This is a genomic window from Chloroflexota bacterium, assembly GCA_020161265.1.
In the GTDB taxonomy this organism is placed as follows: domain Bacteria; phylum Chloroflexota; class Chloroflexia; order Chloroflexales; family Herpetosiphonaceae; genus Herpetosiphon.
In genome coordinates, this window is the sequence record JAIUOC010000005.1 from 71,869 (window position 1) to 97,363 (window position 25,495).

Annotated in this window: 18 protein-coding genes; 10 read left to right on the plus strand and 8 right to left on the minus strand. The window is 50.3% G+C overall.

What is annotated here, in order from left to right; translation table 11 throughout:
- Nucleotides 1–68: 68 nt before the first annotated feature.
- Together LCH85_12475 and pabB are read right to left on the minus strand one after the other, a co-directional pair.
- Nucleotides 69–1,058: a hypothetical protein gene (locus LCH85_12475; GenBank protein MCA0352804.1), complete on the minus strand. Its 990-nt coding sequence runs from the start codon at nucleotides 1,056–1,058 to the stop codon at nucleotides 69–71.
- A gap of 292 nt (nucleotides 1,059–1,350) precedes the next feature.
- Nucleotides 1,351–3,105, minus strand: coding sequence for an aminodeoxychorismate synthase component I (gene pabB / locus LCH85_12480; protein MCA0352805.1), 1,755 nt, complete (start codon nucleotides 3,103–3,105; stop codon nucleotides 1,351–1,353).
- 98 nt (nucleotides 3,106–3,203) lie between these two features.
- Between pabB and trpC the strand changes: the two genes are divergently transcribed.
- From trpC to cphA, 4 genes are all read left to right on the plus strand, one after another.
- Nucleotides 3,204–4,031 carry an indole-3-glycerol phosphate synthase TrpC gene (gene trpC, locus LCH85_12485; protein MCA0352806.1) on the plus strand — a complete coding sequence of 276 codons (828 nt, stop codon included), beginning with the start codon at nucleotides 3,204–3,206 and terminating at the stop codon, nucleotides 4,029–4,031.
- 226 nt (nucleotides 4,032–4,257) lie between these two features.
- A complete protein-coding gene (locus LCH85_12490) occupies nucleotides 4,258–4,974 on the plus strand; it encodes a carbonic anhydrase (protein ID MCA0352807.1) in 717 nt (238 codons plus the stop codon).
- Between the two features lie 281 nt (nucleotides 4,975–5,255).
- Nucleotides 5,256–6,137, plus strand: a complete 882-nt coding sequence (locus LCH85_12495; GenBank protein ID MCA0352808.1) for a cyanophycinase — start codon at nucleotides 5,256–5,258, stop codon at nucleotides 6,135–6,137.
- A gap of 126 nt (nucleotides 6,138–6,263) precedes the next feature.
- Complete coding sequence (gene cphA, locus LCH85_12500; protein ID MCA0352809.1) at nucleotides 6,264–8,948, plus strand: cyanophycin synthetase; 2,685 nt, start codon at nucleotides 6,264–6,266, stop codon at nucleotides 8,946–8,948.
- 90 nt (nucleotides 8,949–9,038) lie between these two features.
- On the opposite strand, the gene LCH85_12505 is transcribed toward cphA, so the two are convergent.
- Both LCH85_12505 and LCH85_12510 read right to left on the minus strand, forming a co-directional pair.
- Nucleotides 9,039–9,569, minus strand: coding sequence for a hypothetical protein (locus LCH85_12505; protein MCA0352810.1), 531 nt, complete (start codon nucleotides 9,567–9,569; stop codon nucleotides 9,039–9,041).
- A 274-nt stretch (nucleotides 9,570–9,843) separates the two neighbouring features.
- The gene (locus tag LCH85_12510; GenBank protein ID MCA0352811.1) at nucleotides 9,844–10,728 is read right to left on the minus strand and encodes a GNAT family N-acetyltransferase; all 885 of its coding nucleotides are present in this window, start codon (nucleotides 10,726–10,728) and stop codon (nucleotides 9,844–9,846) included.
- Between the two features lie 95 nt (nucleotides 10,729–10,823).
- On the opposite strand from LCH85_12510, the gene holB reads away from it, so the two are divergent.
- Both holB and LCH85_12520 read left to right on the plus strand, forming a co-directional pair.
- Nucleotides 10,824–11,846, plus strand: coding sequence for a DNA polymerase III subunit delta' (gene holB / locus LCH85_12515; GenBank protein ID MCA0352812.1), 1,023 nt, complete (start codon nucleotides 10,824–10,826; stop codon nucleotides 11,844–11,846).
- A 326-nt stretch (nucleotides 11,847–12,172) separates the two neighbouring features.
- A complete protein-coding gene (locus LCH85_12520; GenBank protein ID MCA0352813.1) occupies nucleotides 12,173–14,002 on the plus strand; it encodes a phosphoenolpyruvate carboxykinase (GTP) in 1,830 nt (609 codons plus the stop codon).
- A gap of 278 nt (nucleotides 14,003–14,280) precedes the next feature.
- On the opposite strand, the gene LCH85_12525 is transcribed toward LCH85_12520, so the two are convergent.
- Nucleotides 14,281–15,333 (minus strand): ParB/RepB/Spo0J family partition protein, encoded by a 1,053-nt coding sequence (locus LCH85_12525; GenBank protein MCA0352814.1) that lies wholly within the window; start codon nucleotides 15,331–15,333, stop codon nucleotides 14,281–14,283.
- A gap of 151 nt (nucleotides 15,334–15,484) precedes the next feature.
- On the opposite strand from LCH85_12525, the gene LCH85_12530 reads away from it, so the two are divergent.
- The gene (locus tag LCH85_12530; GenBank protein MCA0352815.1) at nucleotides 15,485–16,180 is read left to right on the plus strand and encodes a TetR/AcrR family transcriptional regulator; all 696 of its coding nucleotides are present in this window, start codon (nucleotides 15,485–15,487) and stop codon (nucleotides 16,178–16,180) included.
- The gene (locus tag LCH85_12535; protein ID MCA0352816.1) at nucleotides 16,177–17,430 is read left to right on the plus strand and encodes a glycosyltransferase; all 1,254 of its coding nucleotides are present in this window, start codon (nucleotides 16,177–16,179) and stop codon (nucleotides 17,428–17,430) included. Before LCH85_12530 ends, LCH85_12535 begins: the two co-directional genes overlap by 4 nt.
- On the opposite strand, the gene LCH85_12540 is transcribed toward LCH85_12535, so the two are convergent.
- Entirely contained in the window at nucleotides 17,420–18,907 is a 1,488-nt protein-coding gene (locus LCH85_12540) for a phytoene desaturase (GenBank protein MCA0352817.1), read from the minus strand. The two genes, LCH85_12535 and LCH85_12540, sit on opposite strands and share 11 nt — an antisense overlap.
- 119 nt (nucleotides 18,908–19,026) lie before the next feature.
- Here LCH85_12540 and LCH85_12545 point away from each other — a divergent pair, with 119 nt between their 5' ends.
- Entirely contained in the window at nucleotides 19,027–19,812 is a 786-nt protein-coding gene (locus tag LCH85_12545) for a hypothetical protein (protein ID MCA0352818.1), read from the plus strand.
- Here the strand turns inward: LCH85_12545 and LCH85_12550 are convergent.
- Both LCH85_12550 and LCH85_12555 read right to left on the minus strand, forming a co-directional pair.
- On the minus strand, nucleotides 19,809–20,579 hold the full coding sequence (locus tag LCH85_12550) for an ABC transporter substrate-binding protein (GenBank protein ID MCA0352819.1): 771 nt from the start codon (nucleotides 20,577–20,579) through the stop codon (nucleotides 19,809–19,811). The two genes, LCH85_12545 and LCH85_12550, sit on opposite strands and share 4 nt — an antisense overlap.
- Nucleotides 20,580–20,589: 10 nt before the next feature.
- Nucleotides 20,590–22,446, minus strand: a complete 1,857-nt coding sequence (locus LCH85_12555; protein MCA0352820.1) for a hypothetical protein — start codon at nucleotides 22,444–22,446, stop codon at nucleotides 20,590–20,592.
- Nucleotides 22,447–23,349: 903 nt separating this feature from the next.
- Between LCH85_12555 and LCH85_12560 the strand changes: the two genes are divergently transcribed.
- Entirely contained in the window at nucleotides 23,350–25,413 is a 2,064-nt protein-coding gene (locus tag LCH85_12560; GenBank protein MCA0352821.1) for a hypothetical protein, read from the plus strand.
- The last annotated feature ends 82 nt before the right edge of the window (nucleotides 25,414–25,495 follow it).

The window sequence follows — 25,495 nt, forward strand, 5'->3', positions numbered from 1 at the left end:
CAATCTCCTAGATGCTTGACAAACCTAATGCAATTTGGTTGTTTCAGCAAATAATTCATCTCTACGTTTCATGCAGCATACGACAATTCGGTAAGTTTAGTAGCATAACGGCTGGTAATATCCGACCAATCATAATTTCCGCGCATCAATGTCATCATACCGTTTAATACTTTTTGAAGTGCCACGCTACAATTTTTCAGTTGAGTGTTGGTTGTTATAAATTGTTGAACACAGTGATTATGCTCATTGGCGACAATTTCTAAGGCTTCAGGAATACTAATACCTCGTTGTAATGCAACAATTGCTCCATAATTATGCCAATCGCCTTGACGTAATTCTTTTTTAACTGAAACAAGATCATTGCATAAACTCAGTACAAGGTTCGTCCAATTTTGTAGATTGCGTAAGTCGATTGATTGACGTTCAGCAGCTGTTAAATAACTTGCATTCATAAATTCAATAAATGCAATATAGATCGCCACTGCACTAGTAAATTTACGATAGTGTAAGTATTCAATTTCGCTGGGAATAATCGAATGCAGGCGATTGTGGGCTTCCCATTGGTTGCCAATAAAATAATCATCAACGTGTTGGGTAAAAACCTCAAACCATGCCCGTGGTGCTAGCGCCCGCATCCGGCCCATAATATCAGCGAGGGCTGTGACGAGTAGTGGTTCGTCAGCATCAACCGTGGCTCCGCGAATAACTGCCCCAAGCCGATTGTGCAAGCGAGCCAATGCTTGAGGGTCATGGCCAATTCGCGCTTCGTCACATTGATCATCAAGCTCAAACAGCCAAGCATTCCAATCGCTGATAATTTGCAGCCGCTCAACACTCGCATACGGATAACAACGGGCAATCAACAAGGTATAGTTGTAATCAAGAAAAGCTTTACGCCGCGCTTCGCTCAATAAACCTTGTTCAAGCACCCATTTGGTCGTCTGCTGTTGAACCTCCGCTGCCAATGGATGGATTTGCGCGGGAAACGGTGATTCCAACTTGGGAATGGTTGCTGGAACCGTTCTCGCTAATTGTTGTAGGTGTGCTGTGGTTGGCATAACATACCTCATCTACACGTTCTACACTGGCTACCATCTGCGCTTCTCACGGCGACACATGGCGAGTAGGTTAAATTACCTTGGTACTACCTTAATCTATCCACCTAACCTATGTCTATCACCCAAAGCGCATTCTTTAGTCCTCTCTTTGATCACCGTTATAGGTGAATCAGTTAATAGTTACTTAGCTACACAAATGTACACACATATCGCGATTATATGAGTATAAAGTGATATAACACATCGCGTTATACCACTTTTGACTATACCTTTAGTACTAGTACCTAGGGTGTTATTCGCCTGAAATGGTAACTTCTGTAGTAGTTAACTCAACTAATACCCAGCCGCGAACACTGTTAATCAGCCAAATTTTGCTGGCCGCCCAAAGATCGGCTAGGACTAAAGTACGCTCTTGGATTGCTCGTTGTTGCAATAATTCGGCGCGATAGGTTCCAGCCAATAAGCCAACTTCAACTGGGGGAGTCCAACGTTGGCCATCAAGTTCAAGCACGAGGTTGCCTCTGGTAAATTCGGTCAATTGGCCATGCTCATTCCAGAGTAATACATCAAAATCTGCGGGGGATTGTTGGGTGAACTCATCATACAATCTGCGGTTAGTCGTTTTGTGGTAGAGGAAGCGGTTCTGGGAGTTAACCGCTGTTGTCGCCAAACTAACCTTTTGACCATCAGCGGTCGCGGTTAGCGGGCTGCTGCTAATTGAAATATCACCTTCATGGGTGAGGTTCAAGCGCACTCGCAGCGCACTTGAGCAGCCTAGGCTATGCTGATTGAGTGCGTTCAGCACGGCGCTTTGGTCGTAGCCAAAGCCAAAATAGGCCGCCGAATCGCTCAAACGCCGTAAATGGTGTTCAAGCAACCAGTAACGCTGACCATCCCAACGCAGCGTTTCAATCAAATCAAATTGGGGCCAGCGCTCGGTCAACAATTGGGCTTTCAGTTGGGCTTCAGCATACTCATCGTCAGCCTGCGAATCCCAGGTAATGCCGCCGCCCACGCCATATTCGGCCTGCTGGCGCTGTTGGTCGATCCAGACGGTGCGAATTGCTACATTAAAGGTAGCACTGCCATCAGGCCGTAGTATACCAATCGCCCCACAATAAACCGCCCGTGGATCAGCCTCGAACTGGCGAATCAGTTCCATGGTTTTGACTTTGGGCGCACCCGTGATCGAGCCACAGGGAAAGAGCGCTTGCAGAATATCGAGTAGGCTAGTGTTGGGCTTAGTTTTGGCTGCTACGGTTGAGGTCAGCTGCCAAACGGTGCGATAGCGCTCGAGTTCGAATAAACGTGGCACGCCAACGCTGCCAATCGCCGCAACTCGTCCCAAGTCGTTACGCAACAGATCAACGATCATCAAGTTTTCGGCGCGGTTTTTCTCCGAGGCCAATAATTGATGGGCCAAACGTTGATCTTCTTCGGGCCAACGTCCACGCGGAGCCGTACCCTTCATTGGCTTGGTGGTTAACCGCTGATCACGCCAATCGAAAAAGAGTTCAGGTGAAGCCGAGAGAATTTGATACTCACCAAGATTGAGGTAAGCACAATAGTTGGCAGCTTGAGCCGCCCGCAAATCATGATAAAAGGCTAGTGGATCGCCGTTAAACGTGGCTCGTAGCCGCAAAGTATAGTTAACTTGATAGGTTTCGCCTCGCGCAATCGCCGCATGAATTGCCTCGATCGCTTGGCGGTAGTGTTCAAGGCTAATTGTCGGTTGCCACGGCGAGAGTTGATACTGCTGCGCCGTTGGTTCGAGCACTTGGGGCGTGGCAAAGGCAGCAAACCAAACTAACGGCAACGCGGCTGGCGGATAACATTGCAACGCCGCATCAAAGGCTGTTGCTGCCTCATAGCTCACATAGCCAATCACATACGCCCCAGCCTGTGCCGCTGCCTGAGCGGCTTGAATCGTCGTCAGCACCTCGGCGCTGGTCGTTGCTTGGTAGATTGCCAAGGGTTGACGAAACTCCAACGCTTGGGGCTGACCAGTTGCATCGGCGAAATCAAAACGCCCATAAATCGCACTCACGAATTGTTGCCTCCCAACAATAAAGCCAATTGGCATAGCCCGCAACGATATGCTACTCTAGCGGCATGCACACCGGTTTCTAGCCCACGAGGTTTCTGATGACTGCGACAATTCTAGATCAGATTTTTGCCCATAAACGCACCGAGGTCGAGCGCCAAAAATTGAAGATACCCCAAGCGAAACTTGAACAACAACTTGGTAACGCCCCCAAGCCGCGTAGTTTGCGCCAAGCCTTGCGTCAGCCTGATCGGATTAGCCTGATCGCTGAGGTCAAAAAGGCCAGTCCATCCAAAGGGGTCTTTTTGGAGAATTTCAACCCGACTGAACTAGCTGAAACCTACGCCAGCAATGGGGCGGCGGCGATTTCGGTGTTAACTGATGTGCGCTTTTTTCAAGGCAGCTTAATCTATTTACGCTCAATTCATGAGCACCTTGATCGATTGGGCTATGCTACGCCCTTGTTGCGCAAAGATTTTCTCTACGATCCCTATCAAATTTATGAGGCTCGCGTATCAGGAGCCGATGCAATTTTGTTGATCGTGGGCATGCTTGATGATCAAACACTGCATGAGTTGTATCAATTAACCTATGGCTTGGGCATGGAAGCCTTGGTTGAGGTACATACTGAGGCTGAAATGGCCCGTGCTCAGGCATTGCAGGCCCAAATCATCGGCATTAACAACCGCGATTTGCATAGTTTTAGGGTTGATATTGCTACCACTCAACGGGTTAGTGCTAGTTTGCCTGCGATCGGCGACCCTCAGCGGCCTGTGTTGGTAGCCGAAAGTGGCATCCATGGCCCTGACGTGCTTCCAACCCTGCGCGAATGGGGTGTTGATGCAATTCTCGTGGGCGAATCGATTGTGTTGGCTCCCGATCATGCGGCTCATGTTCGTGCCTTGAGCCAGAACGGACATAGAACATAGGGCGCGTTTTGATCCACGAAGGGCACGAAGCACACGAAGAACGTAAAGGCCGAAACCACGAAGATCGCGAAGAGCGCGAAGGATGAATTTTTTAGCCACGAATTGCACGAATTACCCGAATAATTGGCTAAGCGCCTAGAGCTTAAATCTAATCCCCGACCCCTTTGTGTCCTTTGTGCTCTTCGTGGATCAAATTGACACCTGATACCTATCTATAAGGAGCGTTATGTCGGAGTTTCCTGATGAGAATATTGATCGCCGCCTGCTTGATGCGATTCGTGGGCGAGCCTCAATGGAAGATATTGCCAACCTGCGCGGGCCTGAGGTTGATACACCATCCGCAGCAATCGAGGCCTTGAAACAGGGCAACGAGCGCTTTTTTAGCGGCGAAACCCAGCGCACAGTAGTCAGCGTCAATCAACGCCGTTCGCAAATTATTAGTCAAACGCCATTTGCGGTGATTCTTGGCTGCTCGGATAGCCGTGTGCCGCCGCAAATGATTTTTGACCGTAATTTGGGCGATTTGTTTGTGGTGCGGGTTGCGGGCCAGATTGTTGATCCGGCTACTCAAGGCAGCATCGAATATGCGATCTCGCATCTTAAGTGCAAATTGATTGTGGTAATGGGCCATGAAGGCTGTGGCGCGGTCAAGGCTGCCTTAGCCAGCGACGAGCAGATTGCCAAAGAATCAGCCAATATTCGCTACCTGATCGAACAAATTCGACCGGTTTGTGAGCGCTTGCCAGCGATTCGCGACGAAAAAGCCCGCATGCGCGAGGCCGTGACTCAGCATGTTCGCGCCCAAGTCGCCCGTTTGCGTCAAAATCCGGTCGTCCAAAGCTTCGAGGCGGCTGGCACAATTGCAGTGATTGGGGCATATTATGAAATTGGTAGCGGCGCTGTCGATTTCTTTATCAGCCCCGAAGAACTAGCGGTTGATTAGCAGTGAGGGCTTAGAGAGCAGGGGCTAGGGGCCAGAGGTTAGAGGTCAGGTAATAAAGCCAAGCCAAAATGCAGTGAAATACATATAATTCGTAACGAAACTGAACCCTGCTCCCTGACCTCTGGCTCCTTTGTGCACTTCGCGTTCTTCGTGGTTTCAAAAACCAGCTAACTTCCGATCCCCGACCCCTAGCCCCTGACCCCTAGCTCCAACTTGCACAATAGCCTGCTATCCGTAATAATGCAGCTTTCACGCTACTCCAGTTGATGGAAGGACACCCAATGCCTTCGCCAGTGCCAGATGGACACGTTCGCGGTGCGTTGCTGCCAATTGGCGGTGCAATGGATTTGCAGCGCAGACGGCTAATTTTATTACGTTTTTTTGAGCTTGCAGGCGGCTCTAACGCTCGCATCGTAGTTATTCCGACCGCTTCAGAGTTGCCGGATGGTGGCCGCGAATACCTTGAGGTGTTTGGTAAATTAGGCGTTGCCAGCGTCGAATTATTGCCAGTGCGCGAACGGATCAATGCCAATGATCCAGCTGCAACCGAAATTATTGCCCAAGCGACCGGAATTTTTATGACCGGTGGCAATCAATTGAAGCTTACGGCGGTGCTTGGTGGCACGCCTGTTGCCACAGCTATTCGGCGAGCTAACGCGCGGGGGGTTCCGGTGGCGGGCACGAGTGCGGGCGCTTCGGCGATGAGTGCCCATATGATCGCCTATGGGGCCAAAGGGCTCGTGCCACGTTATGGCATGGTGCAATTTGGGCCAGGGCTTGGGCTAACCAATCGGGTTGTGCTTGATCAACACTTTGGCGCTCGCCATCGGCTGGGGCGGCTAATCGCGGCAGTCAGCTTTAATCCGTATCTGATTGGATTGGGCCTTGATGAAAATACCGCCGCCGAGATCGACGATGATCATCTGATGCAGGTGATTGGTGAAGGCTCGGTGACGGTGGTTGATGGCGCTGGAATTACCTATAGCAATATTCATCAGCTCAAAGTTGGCCAAAAAGAGGCGATCGTTGGCGTAAAATTGCATGTGCTAACTCATGGCTGGTCGTATGATCTGATCAAGCGTGAAGTAATTCCGCCAGTGGTGATGCCTGCGCTGCCAGTTGCCCCTAGCCTTGAACAGCCAGCCGCCGACTCAGAAATTTAGCCAGCCTCTTGCCGCGCTCGCTGCTCGTGGTACAATACGGCGCAACGTGGCTCAACGCTGCGCCACCCACTCGCATTTCCCCAAATTCTAGCCTACCCATTGCCACTATTCTGTGGAGGTTTCCCGATGAAAATTCTCGACACGCGCGTCTATCGTGGGCCTAACTATTGGTTGTATAAGCCAGCCATCAACATGACTGTTGATCTTGAGGAGCTTGAGGCTTATCCAACCCATTTGTTGGGTGATTTTGTTGATCGCTTGTTGGCGCTCGTGCCCAGCCTCGATGATCATCATTGTTCGTTGGGGCGACCAGGTGGCTTTGTGGAGCGGCTGCGCGATGGTACATGGCTCGGCCATGTGATGGAGCATTTGGCGCTTGAGTTGCAATGTTTGGCCGGAACCTACGTAACCCAAGGCAAAACCCGTGGCACAGGCCAAGATGGCCAGTATTTTGTGATTTTTCAGTATGGTCAAGAGGATGTCGGGATCGAGGCGGCTAATCTGGCGTTGCGTTTGATTCAATTTTTGTTGCCTGAACACTTGCCTTCAGCCATGCCTGCTGCCGAACGAGCCACCTTTGATCTGGTGCGCGAAAAAGAAGATTTGGCGCGGATGGCGGTACGTTTGGCCTTTGGCCCTTCAACTGCCTCGCTGGTCAAGGCCGCCGAGGAGCGTGGGATTCCATGGTTGCGTTTGAACGAACATTCGTTAGTACAATTTGGTCATGGCAAATATCAAAAGCGCATTCAAGCCACAATTACCTCGCAAACTAGCCATATCGGGGTCGAAGTAGCCCAAGATAAACAACTAACCAATAAATTGTTGGAAGATGCTGGTTTACCTGTGCCACGACAGCGGGTGGTGCGTTCGGCTGAGGGTGCGGTGCAAGCTGCGCGACGTTTGCGTTATCCCTTGGTGGTCAAGCCTTTGGATGCCTCGCATGGCCGTGGTATCTCGATTGGCCTAACCACTGAGGAAGAAGTTCAAGTTGCCTTCGCCCAAGCCCAAGAATATCGCTCGTATGTGATTGTTGAAGAACTTGTGCCAGGCAGTGATCATCGGGTTTTGGTGATTAATGGCGAGGTGGTGGCAGTTTCTGAGCGTGTGCCTGGCCATGTGGTTGGTGATGGGCAACGGACAGTGGCTGAGTTGGTCGAAATCGTCAATAGCGATCCACGGCGTGGGGTTGGCCACGAAAATGTCTTGACCAAGCTAGAGATCGATCATCAAGCTGAGCGCTGCATGGAAAAAGCTGGAGTCAGCTTAGAAACCGTGCTCGAAGCAGGCCAAGTGCTCTATTTGCGCTCAACTGGCAACCTCTCAACTGGTGGCACAGCGATCGATCGCACCGATATGATTCACTATGAAAATGCCCAAATTGCGATTCGGGCTGCCAAAATTGTGGGCTTGGATGTTGCGGGCATTGATTTTATTATTCCTGACATTAGCCGTCCGGTTAGCGAAGTTGGCGGCGGGATTGTTGAGGTTAATGCAGCACCTGGCTTTCGCATGCACGTTGCGCCATCCGAGGGCACGCCGCGCGATGCTGCTGGCCCAGTGATCGATATGCTATTTCCGGCGGGCACGCCAAGCCGCATTCCGCTGGCAGCATTAACTGGCACCAACGGCAAAACCACCACTGCTCGGATGACCGCGCATATTCTCAAGATGGCGGGTTATCACGTTGGCATGACCAGCACCGATGGGATTTATATCGACGGTGAGCGGGTGTTGCGCGGCGATATGACTGGCCCTAAATCGGCCCGCATGGTGTTGCGCGACCCGACGGTTGATGCTGCTGTGTTGGAAACCGCGCGGGGTGGCATTTTGCGCGAAGGCTTGGGCTATGATGAAGTTGATGTTGGCGCAATTCTCAACATCAGCGCCGATCACCTTGGCCTACGGGGCATCGATACACTCGAAGAGATGGCCAAAGTTAAATCGCTGATCATCGAAGTGATTAAGCGTGATGGCTGGGCCGTGTTGAATGCCGATGATCCGCTGGTGGCAAAATTGGTAGCGCGAACGCGGGCCAAGCCCTTCTACTTCAGCTTTGATCCGGCTAATCCCTTGGTGCGCGAGCAAGTTCAAGTTGGCGGGCGGGCGATTGTGGTTGAAAAAGGGGTCAACGGCGATATGGTGACGCTCTACGATAAGGGCCGCCATATTCCGCTCTTGTGGACACACCTGATTCCGGCCACCTTGGAAGGTCGGGCTAAATTCAATGTTGCCAATGCCATGGCGGCGGCGGCGCTGGCCTATAGCTTGGGTATTAGCATCGAAAATATTCGCCAAGGCTTGCGCACCTTCACCACCTCGTTCTACCAAACGCCTGGGCGCTTGAATGTCTTTGATGAACATCCTTTCCGCGTAATTTTGGATTATGGGCACAATCCGGCAGCAGTCAGCAACTTGATCGATGTCGTGCGTCAATTGCCACGCGAAGGCAAAGCGATCTGTGTGATCTCGGTGCCTGGCGATCGGCGTGAGGTTGATGCGCGTGAGATTGGGCGTTTGCTAGGGGCAGGGGTTTTCGATCAGATCATCATCAAAGAAGATACCAGTTTGCGAGGCCGCAAAGAGGGCGAAATGCCTGGCTATATTCGCGAGGGTTTAGCCGAGGCGGGCTTTGCTGAGAGCAATATTCACTATACGCGTCACGAGCGCGAGGCGATTGCCATGGCCTTAGATGGCGCACAGCGTGGCGATCTGGTGATGGTATTTGCCGATGAGCCAACCGATGCTTGGAAACAGATTATTTATTGGGGCAAGCCGCGCGATGCCCAAAGCAAGGTTGGTGGGGTAATTTAGCAATCACCATTAAAACAACCTAACCACCATTCTAGCCTAAGTTTACCCCACCGTCGATCAATTGATGATTTTCGGTGGGGTATTGCCTATTTAGGCCGACCAACCCCAACCAATTCCGTTGGGCTTGGCCTCAGCGGTTGGCAATGTGCGGGTCAAACGCCATGCTTGGCGTGTTGTTGGGTCACGAATTTGAAAAAGTGCCTGGGTTTCAGTCTGATCGATCAACAAATATTCGAGGTTTAAATTGGATGGCGGCGTGTTGAGCCAATGCTCAATCTCTTGGATATAGCGTTGGGGCTGCTGTTTGAAAAACTGATCGCCTTCGCTAAAGCCAAGCGTTACGGCGGTTTGATCAAGCTCCATCATAATTGCACTATTGAGCATGTCGGCGATTTCGTTGGCAGTGCTTTCCTCACGATTCGTTCGGATACACACATAATCGGCCAAATCGAATGGCTCGGCGTGTTGTTCAAGGGAGTGCAATGGAAACGTAGCCAAGGGGCAGCCAAGTTGATCAGGGTGGAGGGGTTCTGAGACGGCAGTACATGGTTGCGAATCCGTTGCAGCGATCACCAACCAATGGTCGCGGGTCGGATGATGTAACAACATACGTCGTTGCATAAAGACTCCTCTACGCATCATTGAGAAAGGAGAATCAAAGTATACAACATGTTTCTCGCAATGCGTACTCTATTATAGCTCAAGTTGTAAAAATAATTAATACACCGTTATGTATATAGCTTGATAGATTAAAATCGTTTTAGTTATACCCAAGCCTATTGCTTCATGCCTAGTTGATATATGATTCAGTTAGCTGAATAGCAAGAATTGGCGCTTAAATAAGAAAATAGCGTGCAATAACACGCTATTTTCAAATATTCGCTATATTGTTTGATTATTGAGCTACGACATCACGACGTAAGCTAATCATTTCGTGCAATAACGTGAAGCCAGCACGTTCATATACTTTAAGCGCACTTGGATTATCCTGATCGACAACTAATTCTAGCTCTTGAATTGTTTCTACGCTAAAAATCCATGCTAAACAATATTGCATAATTTTAGCGGCAATCCCTTGGCCACGGGCCGCAGGTGCAACACCCACAAATTCAATGCCTGCCTCTGCAAACTCTGGTTGGCGTTCAGTATAAATGTAGCCAAGTAGTTGCTCAGCATCACGCACAATAAATACTTGGCGATCGTGATTGATTCGTTCGAGAATTTGACTGCCACTGTAGTAGGTTTGGGGAAATAGTTGATCATGCAATTCGCAGAAGGCTGCATGTAATTCGACTGGCAAGCTTTCAACATCACCAGCAGTTACATGTTCAGTTAATTGTGAACGTTTGTAACTTAAAATTGCGTGGGTATTGCGCTGGTAAAATTGCTGGCGAGCAGCCCAATCACGCACAAATTGATTTTGCAAATTGCAAAAAATATCGATCATGGTTACGTGGGCTTGGAGTTCTGGCAACAATTCAGCGAGTAACGCATCGGCCAGTTCAAAGCGATGTTCGCCTAAGGCAATTGGCCCCCACAAAAAAGCGCGGCCTGTATCGGAAATTTGCTCCAAGCCAATTAAGCCGATTAACTGATCTGCTTCGAAGGCCAAGGCAAATTGTTGCTCGATGGGAAACTCAAGTTCACGCCAGGTTTGGGCAATTTGTTCGGCTTGTGGGCCAGCAAACCCCAAATGGGTGCTGGGATCGTGTTGAAATTGGGCCATAAAGGCGGCGGCTTGCTCAATTTGAGTTGCTTGCATGCGGCTAATCGTTGGCATCTATTTACCTCACATTCAGCTATTTGGTACTAGGTTATTTTCTTGGTATCATGGCTCAAATAGATCAATCGTTGGATGGATTGGAGTGTACAGCGGTGGGAGCATGGAATATCATCGGAAATGAGTGGGCGGTCGAATTATTACGCTTGGCAATTGCCCGTAATGCAGCCAGCCATGCCTATTTGCTGACGGGTTTGCCGAATATTGGCAAAGCAACCCTCGCGCTACACATCGCTCAAGCGCTCAACTGTGAAGCCAACAATGGTGATGTTTGCGGCAACTGTCGCGCTTGCAAGCGGATTGTTAAGGGCAATTTCCCCGATGTACGGATTGTAGGTTTAGCTGAACAGGCCGCCCAACAAAAGGCCAGTGAAAGCATCAAGACCCGTTTGGGCATCGACACCGTGCGCGAATGGCAGGCTGATATTGCGCTGCGACCTTACGAAGGGCGACGGCGGGTGTTTATTATGCACGATGCTGAAACCATGACCGAACAAGCTGCCAACGCTTTGCTCAAAACGCTTGAAGAACCACCACCATTTGCCACCTTGATTTTGGTCGCCAATAGTGCTGGCGATTTGTTACCAACGATCACCTCACGCTGTCATGTGCTCAAATTACGCCCAGTGCCGCGCCAACAAGTAACCCAAGCCTTAATCGAACGCTGGCAAATTGGTCCTGATGATGCGGCGATTGTGGCTGCTTGGAGTGCAGGCCGCATCGGTTGGGCCGCTACGGTGGCGCAATCGCCCGACTTGTTGCAAGCTCGCGCCGAACAACTTGAGAGTTTGATCGAGTTGCCAAGCAAGCCGTTGGTTGAGCGTTTCAAATGGGCCGAAGGCTGGAGCAAAGCCAATCGTGAGCGCGATGAACTATTTGCGATGCTTGAACTATGGCAAGTTTGGTGGCGCGATGTGCTGCTGACCGCCGCTGGCACACAGCAAGGCCTGATTAATATCGATCGAATCGATGATTTACAAGCGTTGGCGCGGTTGCCGTTAGCAGCGATTCATAAAACGCTCAAGAGCATTAACGATGCAGTAACCCAAATTCGCGAGAATGTTAGCCCGCAATTGGCCCTAGAGGGTGTATTGCTCAATTTGGCTGGGGCGAAGTAGGGCTGAGGGGCCAGTTGTCAGGGGCTAGGGGTCAGTCATGTGAGAAACCGCAAAGAGCACGAAGGTTTTTTAGCCACAGATTGGCACAGATTGCCTAGATGAGGTTCCTACTTATACAAAGCTTGCGCCTCATTCCTTGGTACTTATAGTTTTTGCCTTCTGATTTTTGCCTTCATCCCTCGGCTTTGTTGTCATCCCTCTGCCTTAAGTTGTGAAGTTTTTCCTTAAGTTTAGAAGTAGGCTGGTATTCTATAGACAGGTTCGCGATGGCGTGCAGGGGGTTCACAGAAAACCCGACATCGCGAAGCATTGGAGGAATCAGTATTATGAACGCACCAGCCTATGTACGCAATCAAGAACTCAAACGTTGGGTCGAAGAAATGGTTGCCTTGTGCAAGCCCGACGATGTGTATTGGTGTGATGGTTCTGACGAAGAATATGCATTGATGTGTGGGCGCTTGGTTGAGTCTGGAACTTTTATTCCATTGAATCCCGAATTACGCCCCAATAGCTATTTGGCTCGTTCAAATCCTTCCGACGTTGCTCGCGTCGAAGATCGCACGTTCATTTGTAGCTTGAGCAAAGGTGATGCAGGCCCAACCAATAACTGGATGCATCCCAAGGAAATGAAGGAAAAATTGAACGGCTTGTTCGATGGCTCAATGCGTGGTCGAACTATGTACGTCGTACCATTCAGCATGGGGCCACTTGGCTCACCAATCGCCCACATTGGGGTTGAATTGACCGACTCGCCCTATGTTGTGGTCAATATGAAGATTATGACCCGTATGAGCAGTGATGTGTATGCTGTGCTGGGCGAAACTGGTCACTTTATTCCTTGTTTGCACTCGGTTGGTGCACCACTGCAACCAGGCCAAGCCGATGTTTCGTGGCCGTGTAACGAAAAAGAAAAATATATCGTGCACTTCCCTGAAGAACGCTCGATTTGGTCGTATGGTAGCGGCTATGGTGGCAATGCTTTGCTTGGCAAGAAATGCTTCGCCCTGCGGATTGCTTCGAATATGGCCCGCGACGAAGGTTGGTTGGCTGAACATATGTTGGTACTTGGGGTTGAATCGCCAGTTGGTGAAAAAACCTATGTAGCTGCTGCCTTCCCCAGTGCTTGTGGCAAAACCAACTTTGCAATGCTGATTCCACCAACTGCAATGGATGGCTGGAAGGTAACCACGGTCGGCGATGACATTGCTTGGATTAAGCCTGGCAAAGATGGCAAATTGTATGCAATCAATCCAGAAAGCGGCTATTTTGGCGTAGCTCCAGGCACGTCCGAAGACACCAATCCAAATGCCATGGCTGCCTTGAGCAAAAATACAATCTTTACCAACGTTGCGCTCACGCCTGAAGGTGACATTTGGTGGGAAGGCATGACCAAAACCCCACCAGCCAAGGCAATCGACTGGACGGGCCAAGAATGGACTCCTGATTGTGGCCGTAAAGCAGCCCACGCTAATGCCCGCTTTACCGCACCAGCCAGCCAATGTCCAAGTATCGACCCAGCTTGGGAAGACCCCCAAGGTGTGCCGATTGAAGCCTTTATCTTTGGTGGTCGCCGTAGCACCTTGATGCCATTGGTTTACCAAGCCTTCAACTGGACATACGGGGTCTATCAAGCAGCAACCATGGGTTCGGAAACCACAGCAGCAGCAATGTCGGCAGTCGGCGAAGTGCGCCGCGACCCAATGGCAATGCTTCCATTCGTGGGCTACCATATGGCCGATTACTTCAATCACTGGTTGCAGTTTGGCCGCACCATTCCAAACCCACCACGGATCTTCAGTGTCAACTGGTTCCGTAAAGACAAAAATGGCAAGTTCTTGTGGCCAGGCTTCGGCGAAAATATGCGGGTGCTCAAGTGGGTGGTTGAACGTGCTCACGGCCATGCAGTTGCCATCGAAAGCCCAATTGGCTGGATGCCACGCTACCAAGACCTTGATTGGAGCGGCCTCAACTTCAACGAAGATCAATTCCACGAGTTGATGTCGGTTGATCGCGATGATTGGAATAAGGAAATTCTTTCGCACGAAGAATTGTTCATCAAACTTTACGACCGCTTGCCAAAAGAATTTCTCTCAATTCGTGAGCTAATTCTTTCAAGCTTGTGGCGGTCACCCGAACACTGGGAAGCGTTCGAATAAGCGTTGGCTTGATCAGCCATAACCCTAATCGTCAAAGGCGGTTGCAAGCAAACTTGCAGCCGCCCTTGTTTTTTGCTGAGGGGCTAGGTTTTAGGGTTCAGGGTTCAGGGATTCGGCTAAGGAAACCACGAAGCACGCGAAGATCGCGAAGGCTTCTTTGGCCACAGATTCCACAGATTTACCCTCATCATTCATCCTTACCTTTGCCCCTCGCTCTTCATCCCTCATCCTTCATAATTCCTCCTTCATAATTCCTCCTTCATAATTCCTCCTTTGGTTTATTCCTCGTTTTCCCAGCCTTGGTCTTGCAAGGTGCTGCGCAGGGCTTTGCTCAGGGTTTCGATTTGTTTGAGCACGAGCCGTACTTTGAAGGGCGCATTTTCATCGCTTTCCAGCCATTTGCTGAAATCGCCCTCGTGCACCGCCCGCGAAATCCGATCAGTTTCATCGACCATTTGATCGAGCGAACGAATGCGGAAAACCCGCGATTTATTTTTCTTGGCTTCGGTTTCTTCAACCACCGCGAAGAATTGATCATGCTCATGCTGAATGCGTTCGTCTTCATCATCCCAAATATCAGCATCATCGGGATCAAGGCCAGCACTCTCGGTCGAGCCACGGCTTAATCGACCGCCAGTTTGCTCGACTTCGCCGATGCGTTCGGTGCGTAGTTCCAAGCCACCTTCGAGCGCATCGAGCGCAGCCTCAACCGAAAGCTCGGGGTTGGCAGTCAAATAGGCAGCCAAACCGCTGATTTGGGCCGCTGACATACCTTCATCAGCAGCATAGCGTGCTAGCTCAACTTGGCGGCGTTCGTTGGGCAAGCGCCGAATATGCTGAGCTTGGGTTACATTCAAATCGCCATTGCGCAGCAAGGCTTGCACTTCCTCGGGCAGATCAAGCAAGCTCAAATAGCGGCGTACCGAGCGACCAACCAAGCCAACCCGCTTGCCAACTTCCTCATCGAGGTCGCCATTTACCCCAACTTCATTCAGTTGATCGCGCAGCCGTTTGAAGGCCACCGCTTTTTCAAGATCGTTCAGATCCAAGCGGGCCACGTTTTCGGCCAATTGCTGGGTCAGGCGGTCAGCTTCTTGCAGATCAAGCTTGATGCAGGGCACGCGTTCGTAGCCGAGCGAGCTAATGGCTGCCAAGCGTCGCCCGCCATACACCACGCGATAGCGATCTGCGCCAATGCCGATAACCCCAAGTGGTTGCAACAGGCCTTGTTCGGCAATCGTTGCAGCGAGTGCAGCAATATCGCCTTGATCTTGGCGAATTCCGCTTGGGTCGGCTTCTAGTTGATCTAAGCTTAAATAGAGTAATTGCATAAATTTGGAGCCTCGTGTTGATTTGGCAAAACACCGTGATTATAGCACACCTATTCTGTTTGAACAGTCTACAATTGCATGCTGATTTGGCATGTGCTAGAATGACTAACAAATTATCAAATTTTGTTAGTCTGTTAGTCGGGGGTGAGATATGCCAATAAGTGAAGATTCAAATCTGCGTGAGCAGCAGATTTTAGCTGCGGCAGCGGCGTTGTTAATCCGTCAAGGCTACGATAAAACGACCATGAGCGATGTTGCAACCGAAGCAGGCATTAGCCGCGGCATGGTTTATTTGGCATTTGCTACCAAAGAGCACTTGTTTGATCAGGTTTTGGCCCAAGCGATTCAAGCCTATATCGCTACTTGGCAACAGTTAATTGCGGAAAATCGCTATGGTGGCACGATTGGCGGGGTTTATCGGGCTGTCTTACACGCACTCAAATCGCAGCCGATTATGGCGGCCTTGATGAAACGTGATCGGCGCGTGTTGGGCCGTTATGTGCAACAAGCAGCTAGCGGCATGCCTGCGTTGGCTGGGCAATCATTGTGGTTGCAGGCATTGGGTGAATTACAGGCAGCAGGGGCAATCCGCGCCGAGCTTGATCCGCAAGTGGTCGCGCATATTCTCGATTTACTGGCGTTTGGCTTAATTCATGGCGATAGTTTGGCCGACCCTGCTGCCAACCCGCCATTTGAGCATGTGTTGCCAACCATCGCTACCATGCTTGATCGCTTGTTGCTGCCAGATGATGGTGGAAACTTAGCGGCTGGGGCGGCGATTATTCAAGCTTTGGCGGCTAACCTCCAAGCACCCACTAGCCCAAGCCCCAACGTGGTGCAAGCATGAGAGTATTGATTACAACCTTTGGTACACGCGGCGATATTCAGCCGTTTGTGGCCTTGGCTCAGGGTTTGGCGGCGGTTGGCCATAATGTGGCAATTGCAGCACCTGAGGGCTTTCGTCATTTTATCGAAGGCTATAATATCAGCCTAATTGCCTTTGAAAATACCGTATTGGAGTTGACTCAAGCAGCGTTAGAGCATGCCAGCAGTCTGCGAGATGGCATCCGCATTGGTCGCCAGATGCGGCCTGCAATTCGGCGAATGCTGGATGAGGAACTGGCGGCGGCTCGTAGTTTTGAGCCAGAACTCTTAATCTATCATCCAAAATGCCTTGGCAGCCTATCGGTTGCCGAATTGTTGCAGATTCCGGCGGTGCTAGCCTTGCCGATTCCGTTTTATACGCCAACCAAGGCCTTTGCTGTGCCGTTTATGCCAGTTTTTTCGCTAGGTGCTTGGGCTAATCGCGCTAGTTACTTAGTTAATCGGCTTTCATCATTAATGTTTGCCACGACGATTAACGATTTTCGGCGCAAGAGCTTGGGCATGGCTGCGATCAGTCGGTTTGCCAACCCTTTGCTGCGTGATAATGGCCAACCTGTGCCCATTTTATATCCTTATAGCCGGCATGTTTTGCCAGTGCCCAGCGATTTTCCAGCGCATGTGCATGTGACTGGCTATTGGTTTTTAGAGCGTCAATCTGCTTGGCAAGCTTCGACGGAGCTTAGCCAGTTTTTGCAAGCAGGCGCTGCGCCGATTTATCTGGGCTTTGGCAGCATGCGCGGCCAACATCAAGCTGAACGAGCGGCGTTAATTCAAGCCGCCTTGCAACAGTTAGGGCTACGTGGAATTTTGGCTAGTGGTTGGGGTGGAATTAAACAACAATCAGCATCCTCAAATGTGTTTGTTTTGGATGAAGCACCACATGATTGGCTCTTGCCCCAAGTTGCGGCAGTCGTGCATCATGGTGGTTCGGGCACGGTTGCCGCCGCCGCGCGGGCTGGAAAACCCCAAGTTATCTGCCCATTTCTGGGCGATCAGCCATTTTGGGGGCAGGTGATTGCACGGCGAGGCGTTGGTGCTGCGCCCATCAACCAAAAACGTCTGACCACCGAACGCTTGGTTGTGGCATTGCGAACAGTGCTTGAGCAACCAAGCATCCAAGCCCATGCCGCCGAACTTGGCCAACACATTCGCAGCGAGGATGGGGTTGCTCAAGCGATTAAACTGCTCGAATCAATCTATGCTATGGCTTAGCAATACCAATCAAATCATCGACGATTTTGGCGCTGGATAATACGCCCGGCAAGCCTGCCCCGGGGTGGGTTCCAGCCCCGACAAAATAGAGATTAGGAATTTCTTCCGAGCGATTGTGCGGGCGGAACCAGGCCGATTGCGTCAGAATTGGCTCGACCGAGAAGGCGCTGCCTTGGTAGCTATTCAAGGTTTCGGCAAAATGCAAGGGCGTAATCATATGCTCGCTGACGATGTGTTTGGATAAATTGGGCAAGTAGCGATCTTCTAAAAAGTTCATAATTCGGTCGCGATACGGTTTAGCTGCCTGCCGCCAATCGGTGCCTGAACCAAGGTGCGGCACTGGCGAAAGCACATAAAAGGCCTCGCAGCCTGCTGGTGCCAACGATGGATCGGTCAAGGTGGGCATATGCAAATACAGCGAGAAATCATCGGCCAGCTGTTTTTTCGTGAAAATATCATCAAGTAAAGGCTGATAGCGCGGCCCCAAAATAATATCGTGATGCGCGAGTTTTGGCCCATCTTGGCCGCGATATTGCCGATCAGTGCCAAAATAGATCACGACCAGCGACATTGAATAGCGCATCCGAGCCAACTTGCGGTCGGTGTATTTTTTGCGCATGCTGCTGGGCAAGAGATTTTGATAGGCCCAAGCAACTTCGCTATTGCAAACCACCGCATCGGCTTTGATTTCGCTGCCATCACGTAGGCGCACGCCCGTAGCCTTGCCGTTGTAGGTGCTAATTTCAGCTACATCGCGATTGAGTTCGATTTTGCCGCCCAAATCTTCAAATAATTTGACCAAGGCTTGAACTAATGCCCCTGTGCCGCCTTTGGCAAACCACACGCCCCATTTGCGTTCGAGAAAATTAATCAAGGTATAAATACTGGTGGTTTGGAAGGGATTGCCGCCGACCAGCAACGGGTGAAAACTGAGTACTTGACGCAAACGCTCATCTTGCACGAATTTCGAAACAAAGCCATAAACTGTGCGATACGACTCAAGCTTGATCATATCGGGCACGATTTTGAGCATATCAGCCAATTTCAAAAAGGGCTGATCGGCTAATTCGGTGAAGCCTTTGTTGAAAATCTGCTCGGCTCGCCGCACAAATTCCAAATAGCCATCGACATCAGTGGGATTCCACTCGCGAATTTGGCGCACCATGCTTGGCAGGTCATCGGAGTAATCGAAATGGCTTTGATCATGAAAAAAGATGCGATAAAACGGGCTGACTGGCATCATTGTGACATAATCTTCGGTTTTGCGGCCTGCCAAGGTAAATAAATCATCAATCATAAATGGCGCAGTGATCACAGTTGGCCCGCCATCAAATTTAAAACCATCTTGCTCATAGACATAAGCCCGACCACCAGGCTTATCACGCTTCTCCAAAATCGTCACATCGTGGCCTTTGGCTTGCAACCGAATCGCCGCACCCAAACCGCCAAACCCACTGCCAATCACAACAATTCGCATCGAAATATTCCTCAAACAACCAAAAAACGGTATGATTAACGCTAATAAGCGCATTCTAAGCCATGCTACGCGGATCATCGTGCGCTGGATGGTTGTAGAGGCCATGAAAGGGGAATTTTGTGCTTGATCTTGAACAAACTGAAGATGTAGGAACGTTGCTGAGTGCTGGACGCGAGGCGGCGCAACGTGGCGATAAAACGACTGCGCGTAACGCCTTGCGCAAAGCTAATCGGCTTGCCCCAAATGATGTGCCGGTGTTAATCGCGTTGGCCGAAGTAGTTGGGACATTTAACGAGCGGCGGTTGTTGCTTGAGCAGGCGCTGCAATTAGAGCCAGATAATATTGCGGCCCAAGGAGCGTTGGCGGCGCTCAAAAGTGGCGCGGCTAATCCACACCCAGCGGTTAATCTGCCGCCAATTGATCCAACCCCGTTGATGGCTCCCACCAGCGAAACGCTCTACTGCTATCGCCACCCAACGGTCGAAACCGGCTTGCGCTGTATTCAATGTGCTCGGCCAATCTGCTCGAAATGCAGCGAACGCACGCCAGTCGGCTTTATTTGCCCTGAATGCCGTAAAGAACGTCGATCGCCAATGTACCAAGTTGCGCCGCTTGATGCGGTCAAGGCTGGGGCGATTAGCTTGGTGATTGGTGGCGTTGGAGCCTATATTTGTAGCTTTTTCCCGCTGTTTCTCTTCTTTTTTATGGGTGCTGTGATTGGCGAAACAATTATGCGGGTGATCGATTGGGCCACGCGTAAACGTGGTTTGATGATGCAGATTGCTGGGGCAGGGGCATTTGCGCTGGGGGCGATTCTGGCGGCTTTGTTTGCAGTTGGTTTCAATATTGGATTAATTATTTTCTTGGTGATTGGGGTTAGCACGTTGGTGGCACGTTTGCGCTAAGGAAACCATTTCTGATTGAGCTTGGCGATCCAGCCCTCGGCGTGTAGTTGACCAAGCTCACGATTAATTTGGTTCTGCAATTCGTAGGCGGTGATTGGCATCGCCAAGACAAATGGCTCGTAGCTGAGGCTGGCGAGGGTACGGGTTTGCTGGCGATTGTTGGTTTGTAAGGCGGTTAAATTACCAACGATCGCTGCCTCTGAAAAGCCGCGTACCACTAGATCAGCAGCAGCAATTTCGATGTATGGGCTATTATCGATCTGTTGAGGGCTGAACATTTGGCGGGCTACGCTCTCGCCTGGTGAGCCAAGTTGCACCGCAATCAAGCCAATTAATTGGTTTTGTTGGGTAATTGGGCTGCTATAGCTAACCAATAATTGTTGGCCGCCATCAAGATAGGCTTGGCTATAGCGTGCTCGCCAACCTTCAGCTGGATTCTGAATAATTCCGGCGGCAATCAGATCAACTTGATTTGGATTGGCCGGATCAATCGCCGGAAACAAGCCATCGTAGCCAATTTGCCGCCACTCAACGGTTAAATCGAGGCGGCGAGCGATTTCCTCAACCAACTCAACATCATAGCCGATTGGTTGTTGGCCTTCTAATTGAGCAAACGGCAAGAAGCCAAAATCGGTGCCAACCACCAAGACACCCCGCGCCTTGGCACGTTGCCAGACTGGATCATCAGCGCCGCCTTGGCTGCGCGTTGCCAGCCAAGCGTAGCCCAAAAGCACGCAAATTGCCAAAATATCAAACAGTCGGCGCATAATCGGCCTGCTAACTATTGGCGGCAACGCTCAACGGCACATCTTGATCGACCAGACCAACAATTTCCATCAACTTGAGGGCGTTGGTGCTGGGCGCTAAACCAGCTCGCAATTGATAATCGAAGGTCATGCTTGGGCCATTGTCGCCGCGCTCAAAATGTTCGGTCAAATACCATGGTTGGCTAATGGCGGCAATATCAGGCGCGGTTGCCAGCGACAAATCGTGAGTTGAAACCGCGCCGATCGCACCTAAACCAATTAAGCGGGCAATGATATGGCGTGCAGCAACGGTACGTTCACGCGTGTTGGTGCCATGCAAAATCTCATCCAACAAGAAGAGCGCTGGTTGGCCTGCGGCCCGCGCCTGCTCAACCTCACCCAACACCATTTTGAGCCGCAACAATTCGGCCATATAGTACGAAACGCCTTGCTCTAGCGAATCGTTGATGCGCATGCTGGTGGCAAGCCGCAACACTGGCAATTGCAAATTGTTGGCACACACCACGCTGCCAGTTTGGGCGAGCACAATATTGAGGCCGATCGCTCGCATCAAGGTGCTTTTGCCCGCCATATTCGAGCCAGTAATTAAAAAGAGTGTGCCTGCTGGCCCGATGCTCAAATCGTTGGCCACCGCTTTATCTGGCCGCAACAATGGATGGGCCAAACCGCTAGCAATCACCTGATCATTGGTATGCAGTTGGGCTTGTGTCCAATTTGGGTGGTCGGCTTGCAACGTGGCGAGGGCGGCAAGCGCTTCAATTTCGCCCAAGGTTGTGAGCCAAGCGCGGGCTTGACCACGCACATCGCGCTGCCAACGCTCAAGCAACCATCCAATGTGAATATTCCACAAACTAAAGCCTTGGAGCACAATATAAAAATAGCTAAATCGCTGATCGGCAAGGCTCAACAAGCGACTCAAACGCGCCATCTGATGATCGGCGCGAACCCCATTGGCCGTTAATTGGCTTTGAGCTTGGCGTAGCAAAGTGGCTTGAAATTGCGGCTCGTTGATCGCCCGAAACAATGCGCCAAAGCCAGCAAAGCCTTTGCGCCGCGCACTGACCGCCATAATCACTTGATTGGCCCATAAGCCTAATCCATTGCTCACGATGATATTGAGAATAAACAACACCAACCAGTAGGGCACATTCGTCCAGCCAGCCAAATAGGCCACCAAGCCCGCGATTGGCCCAATTGGCAACAACCGTGCTAGCCAAACCACCCACATCCGGTTGAGCACCCGCGCTGGCTGTTCTGTCCAAACCAGAAATTGCTCGAAATCGGCGCGTTCAGCGCTCACATGATGCGCTGCCACATGCAACTCTTCGCGCAATTGCACGTTTTGGGCTAGTTCGGCGATCGCCTGTTGGCGAGCTGTAATGGTGTTGGGAGTTGCCGGAGCCAACAGCCAACTCAACAGCGTATCCAAGCCCAAGGCGGTTGGTAAATGGCCAAGTAAGTGCAATAACGAAGCACGACCCACCAAATCCAAATCGTTAGCATACGAATCGGCAGGAATGTCGAGGCCTGGCACACGCAAGGGCAAATTGACCCAATCGCGCTCCAAGCGTTGCACGCCATAGTGATTTAATTGATACAGCGCTTGAGTGCGTTGGCGCTGCTCCTCAACTGTATTATGCTGAATCAAGACCCAAACAAAGCCAATTAGCAAGCCAACTGCCACCGCAAACCACCATGGTGCATTGGCAAAGCCAAAAATCACCGCAAACAGCGCTGCGCCAAACAACACCAAGCGGAGATTGGCAAAACGATCTGAGTGTTGTCGAAGCTGCTCTAATTCAATGTGATAGCTAGCACTGCGTTGGCGATAGGTCTCGATTGGGGTGGCTTGATTTGGGAGTGACATGTATATTCCTGTGCTACTCGACTCTTTGGTGGGTAAACCCATGTCATCATACCATATCGGGGATCGGTTGTCGGTTGTTGGGGATCGGGGTTTGATCCACGAAGGACACGAAGCGCACGAAGGATAACGCAGGCTACAGGCTATGGGCTATTGAAGATCATGGGAATACCTAAAAGCGTTCCGCTCGTCTATAGCCTTCAGCCAATAGCCATCGTTCCTCTGCGCCTCTGCGTTAACATTGTTACCACTGATCCCTAGCCCCTGATTGCTGACCCCTATATATTGCAAGGATCAATCCTCATTGTTTGGCCATGGTCTTGGTAATAATCTCAATCGAATGAGCAAGCGCGATAAAAATGTATTGCGATATCGAAATGGGATGACGCTAAGTGGTAGGGCTGTGCCTGTTTCAGCATCATACGCAGCGCTTGGGGCGAGGAGTGGTCGTGGGCCTGGCCCGATGGCGATCCATTCGGTTAGGGGTGCTTCAATAGTCCCAAAAGGATGCTCAATCGTAACCATAATGTGCTCGAGATCAGGTTTGGTTTGCTGCATGTTGTTAGCTCCAAAATTGTTGGGTTGAGCTGCTTGATCCACGAATACCACGAAGATTGAAACTGCGAAGAGCGCGAAGCTATGTTTAGCCACGAATTGCACGAATTCCACAAATTGATCTTCTAAAAGCCAATGGTCATATGTTTCATCCCTCATCCTTCATCCTTCACAACTCTGCGCCTCTGCGTTAAAATCCTGACTACTGATCCCTAGTCCCTGACGGCTGGCCTCTACTCCCGATCCCCAGCCCCCAACTACCGATCCCCAAGATCAAAATCGTGCGCACAATCCGATTTAGCTAGCGTATAGTAAAGCAATCGTGTGTGTGTAGTAGGAAGGATGATTGCAGTGGCAAGAAAACCGTTTCGAACGCTGGTCAGTTTGACCTTGGCCTTAGGCGTGTTGATGGGCGGAACGTTGTTGAGTGCAGTAGCTGAACAATCAGCCACATTGCCCCCAATTAATGGGATGTGGGATAGTTCGCTTGGCAACAGCTTTCAAAAAGCTGGCTCGATTCATTCGTTGACGGTTGATCCAAGTAATAATCTCTACGTTGCTGGTGATTTTAATTTTATCAATCAAACTGAGGTGAATGGTTTAGCGCATTGGAATGGTTCAACATGGCAAGGCTATGGGCTTCAGCCAAACGATGCTGGCAAAATTCACAAGGTATTGCCATTTGAGAATGAGCTATTTGCGATTGGCGATTTTGAGCGTTTGCAACAAGCCCAAAACAAAATTGCCCGTTGGAATGGTACAAGTTTTCAGCCAATCGGCAATGGTATTACCGGATTATTGCATCGCTTTTCGCCGGATATTACCGTTGCAACCTTGCATAGCTATAGCGAAACCCTCTATATTGGCGGCGAGTTTAGCCAATTTGCTGGTGAATTTGCCTATGCAATTGGCCAATGGAATGGCACGGTTCAACCGCAAGCCACGATCTTCGATGGTAAAGTTACTAGCTTTGCCTCTGATGCTGATGAATTAATTGCTGGTGGCTATTTTACCCAAATTGATGGCGTGGATAGCCGTTTGGCACGCTTGGTTAATAATCAATGGGTTTCACTCGATGTTGGGATTGCCAATAATGCCTTTACGGTCTACTCAGCGAATAATACGATTTATCTTGTAGGCTATAATCTCAGTAGTCAAACCTATCGACTCTATCGCTGGGATGGTTCAAGCGCAACCAGCGTGGGTGGCCCACTTGATGTTGCCATTGACAATTTAGTTGTTCATGGCAATGATCTCTATATTCAAAGCAATCAGCAACTCTTGAAATTAGAAAACGATCAATGGCATGCTGCTAATTTGCCAGTGACAGTTACCAAACTGACCGCTTTAGCTAGCAATGGCTCAACCCTTTACCTTGGCGGCGAATTGTTGGTGAATGGCAATCCAAGCCAAATTGTTGCTTGGAATGGTACGCAAGCCCAAAGTTTGGCGAGCTTGACGGTGATTGATGATCAAAACGTGGTCAGTGGTGATGCTGGTCGGCCAGTGATTACCGATTATGGAATCGGGAGTGCTCAAGGCTCAATTCAACGCTGGAATGGCACGAGCTGGGAAACCTTGGCAACTGATACGAATGATTCGTTTGGGCTTTCACAGTTTTATCGCACCAACAATCAACTTTATAGCTTTTTCCTTGAACCACAAGCTTTAGCTACCGGCCAAGCGGCGAGTAATGTTTGGCGTTTGAATGGTACGACATGGACGAGCGCTGATATTAATCTCCAAGATTCAGTCAATTGGTATGAGTCAGGTCAACAGATCTTGGCGTATCTTTCACAACCGCAGGCAAGCCAACCAATAACTGGCATCTTGGAGTTTGATGGTGCAAACCTTAATCCACGGCTCCAACCCGCTTGGTTCAATCGCTCGGATTATCTCTTCTTCTTCGAGAATAATTTCTATGCGATCAATCTGCTGAATGATGTAGACTCGAACTTTTTAGAAATGCAGCGCTGGGATGGCCAAACCTGGCAAGAAATTCAGTTTATGGAAGTGCCTAAGGCTCGTTATAGCCTTAAACTGTGGCGTGGTCAGCTGTTTATGGTCAATACCGCTGGCAATTTCTACGAAATTAATCCTGATGGTAGTTTGGATGAAATTGCTACGGCTGACGGTGGCATTTATGCTTTGGCTGGGCGTGATGATGGTTTGCTCTATCTTGGTGGCGATTTCAGCACCATTGATGCAGCGGCAACTGGTCCAATCGCCAGCTTTGATGGCACGAATTTCCGTGGTTTGGTGAGCCAACCCAATGGTCGCGTCAGCTCACTGAGCGTTGATCACAATTATGTGTATGTTGCTGGCGATTTCACCAAAGTGGGCACAGTCGCATCGTTGGGTGTGGCGGTCTTTGTGCCGACCAAACAGGTCTATTTGCCAGCGGCAATGCGATAATAATTTAAATATAATCGTATGGCATGACCCGCCAGCACGTAATTGGTATGATACTGGTGTCAAATTCAGGATCACCAGAGGC